At 56.7% G+C, this 2,875-nt stretch carries 4 protein-coding genes; all 4 read left to right on the forward strand.

The window, feature by feature from the left end; all coding sequences use genetic code 11:
• On the forward strand, positions 1–379 hold a 379-nt coding region (tnpA, locus tag ALO43_RS32205), incomplete at its 5' end, for an IS66-like element accessory protein TnpA (RefSeq protein ID WP_162235619.1).
• Positions 376–720, forward strand: a complete 345-nt coding sequence (gene tnpB / locus ALO43_RS23430) for an IS66 family insertion sequence element accessory protein TnpB (protein ID WP_054998142.1) — start codon at positions 376–378, stop codon at positions 718–720. The genes tnpA and tnpB, both read left to right, overlap by 4 nt.
• Before the next feature lie 37 nt (positions 721–757).
• Positions 758–2,263, forward strand: coding sequence for an IS66 family transposase (tnpC, locus tag ALO43_RS23435; RefSeq protein ID WP_054998143.1), 1,506 nt, complete (start codon positions 758–760; stop codon positions 2,261–2,263).
• 3 nt (positions 2,264–2,266) lie between these two features.
• The gene (locus tag ALO43_RS23440; RefSeq protein WP_054998144.1) at positions 2,267–2,845 is read left to right on the forward strand and encodes a plasmid pRiA4b ORF-3 family protein; all 579 of its coding nucleotides are present in this window, start codon (positions 2,267–2,269) and stop codon (positions 2,843–2,845) included.
• Positions 2,846–2,875 lie beyond the last annotated feature (30 nt).

Genomic DNA, 2,875 nt, shown 5'->3' on the forward strand with positions numbered 1-2,875 from the left:
CTTGAATACTTTTTCCCTAACCCGTCGAGCCGGTCGCAGACCTAACTTTCCATTGGACTTTAAACGTCAAGTCGTCGAAGCCACCTTCCAGCCAGGCGCTTCGGTGTCGCTGATCGCCCGCGAACATGACGTCAATGCCAACCTGGTTTTTCGCTGGCGGCATCAATATCAGCAAGGGTTGTTCGGCGCCGTTACCCAGAGCACAACGCTTTTGCCCGTCCAGGTGATTGAGGCGCCAATCGATCTGCCGCAAGTCGTCCAGCCACAGGCAGAGGGTCATTCCGAGATCGCAGTTGAGGTAGGAAAAGCCAAGCTGCGTATCACAGGCGCACCCGATCCGCAGACGCTGCAATTTGTCTTGCAGCAGTTATTGCGATGATTACCCCGCCCGCTGGAACCCGTATCTGGATTGCCGCTGGCATCACCGACATGCGCCGTGGCTTCGACGGATTGGCAGCGTTGGTACAAACGCAGCTGGAGGCCGACCCGTTCTCCGGTCAGATCTTTGCCTTTCGCGGACGGCGCGGTGATCGGATCAAACTGTTGTGGTGGGACGGCGACGGGTTGTGCCTGTTTTGCAAGCGTCTTGAACAAGGACGATTTGTCTGGCCACAGGCAACCAGCGGTAGCGTGTCGCTGACCAGTGCACAATTGTCGATGCTGTTGGAAGGCATTGATTGGCGCAGGCCAATTCGTACAGCACCCGTTCTCGCGGTCTGACTTGCCACACTGAAAAAATCCCAAGTAACATTCGGTCATGACGCTCGCGACCGACTCCCTGCCTGACGATCTTCAAGCCTTGAAAGCTCTGGTCTCTGCCCAGCGAGCAGAGATTGAGCGCTTGAAAATGATGATCGCCAAGCTGCGTCGTATGCAGTTCGGTCGCAGTTCCGAGCAATTGGACGCAATGATCGACCAACTCCAGTTGAGCCTTGAAGAGTTGCAAGTCAGCCAGACTGAACTGACGCCGCCAACCGAACCGCCCCCTCGCATCGTCTCTCGGCGCAAGCCGTTGCCTGAACACCTGCCTCGCGAAATCCACGTTCATCAGCCTGAATCACAATGCTCTGGCTGCGGTGGGAAGCTGCGCCAATTGGGTGAGGATGTGTCTGAGGTGCTGGAGTACGTCCCGGCGCGTTTTAAAGTGATCCGACATGTGCGCCCGAAAATGGTTTGCAGTTGCTGCGAACACATTGCCCAAGTGCCTGCACCGAGCCGCCCGATACTCCGAGGCCTTGCAGGTCCCGGGCTGCTGGCTCACGTGCTTGTCTCCAAATTTGTCGATCATCTGCCTCTGTATCGCCAGTCTGAGATCTACGCCCGTGAGGGCGTGGATCTGGAGCGCTCAACTCTGGCCGACTGGGTAGGCCAGAGCAGCCAGTTGCTCAGGCCGCTGGTCAACGCGCTTGAGCGCCATGTAATGAGCGGTCATAAAGTCCATGCCGATGACACGCCAATTGGCGTGCTTGCGCCGGGCAACGGCAAAACCAGAACGGCTCGCCTCTGGACATACGTGCGGGACGACCGACCTGCCGGTTACACGACGTCGGCGGCGGTCTGGTTTGCCTACTCGCCGGATCGCAAGGGGCAACATCCCCGCGCTCATCTCAAGGACTTCAGCGGGATCTTGCAGGCTGACGGCTACGCTGGTTTTGCTCAGCTATACGCGACAGGCACTATCCAGGAAGCCGCCTGCTGGGCTCACGCCCGCCGTAAGTTTTACGATGTCTACAAAGACCAGGCTTCACCACTTGCTGGCGAAGCGCTGCAAAGAATTGCTGCCCTGTATGCCATCGAGAGCGAAATTCGAGGGCAACCGCCCGACTTGCGAAAAACGGTTAGACAAAGCCGGGCCAGTCCGCTGCTGCAACAATTACACGACTGGCTTAACCAGACGCTGACTCAGTTGTCGAAGAAATCGGCCTTGGGCGGTGCGATCTTCTATGCCTTGAATCGGTGGCAGGCCTTGGAGCGCTACTGCGATGACGGTCGGATCGAAATCGATAACAACGCTGCCGAGCGAGCGCTGCGTGCCGTCGCTTTGGGGCGCAAAAATTATCTGTTCGTCGGTTCCGATGCCGGTGGCGAACGAGCGTCTGCGATTTACAGCCTCGTGGGCTCGGCCAAACTCAACGACCTGAATCCGCAAGCCTATTTGACCTATGTTCTGGAGCGCATCGCCGATCACCCGGTCAATCGGGTGGACGAGTTGCTGCCCTGGAATATTTCCTTGAAGCATCCTGAACACTGCGAGGCCGCTTGATCCATGGTTGAAATTGTCCGTTTACCCAAACCCGCCTGCGACCTGTTGCTGCTGCACATTGAGTTGAAGTGGATCACTCCCACTATTTGGCGCCGGTTCGCGGTGCCTGAAAACATTACCCTGGGCAAACTGCACCCTGTCATCCAGGTCGTGATGGGCTGGAGTGATAGCCATCTGCATGAGTTTGAAATTGCCGGTGAGCGTTATGGTATGCCTGACCCCGATGGCTGGGGGCCGACGGTTAACCCAGAAGCTCGTAAAACGCTGATCAAGGCGCTGAACGGAAAGCGGACATTCGATTATCTCTACGACTTTGGTGACAGCTGGCATCACAGTATCAAGGTCGAAAAAACGTTACCCGCTATTGCCTGTCCTCAGGTGCCGTATTGCATCGATGGTGCCAATGCTTGCCCACCGGAAGACGTGGGTGGCGGGCCTGGCTATGAGGACTTTTTGGCGGCGATGGCCGACCCCAATCATCCAGAGCATGACAACATGGTTGAATGGCATGGGGATGTTTTTGATCCTGCGGTCTTTGATTGCGAGCATGTGAATCAGTGGTTTAAACGGATGAAGGTTTGAGTTGCAAGGCGGTGTAGTTCGGACGCTTAC

The sequence above is a fragment of the Pseudomonas tremae genome (assembly GCF_001401155.1).
GTDB classification, from domain to species: Bacteria; Pseudomonadota; Gammaproteobacteria; order Pseudomonadales; family Pseudomonadaceae; genus Aquipseudomonas; species Aquipseudomonas tremae.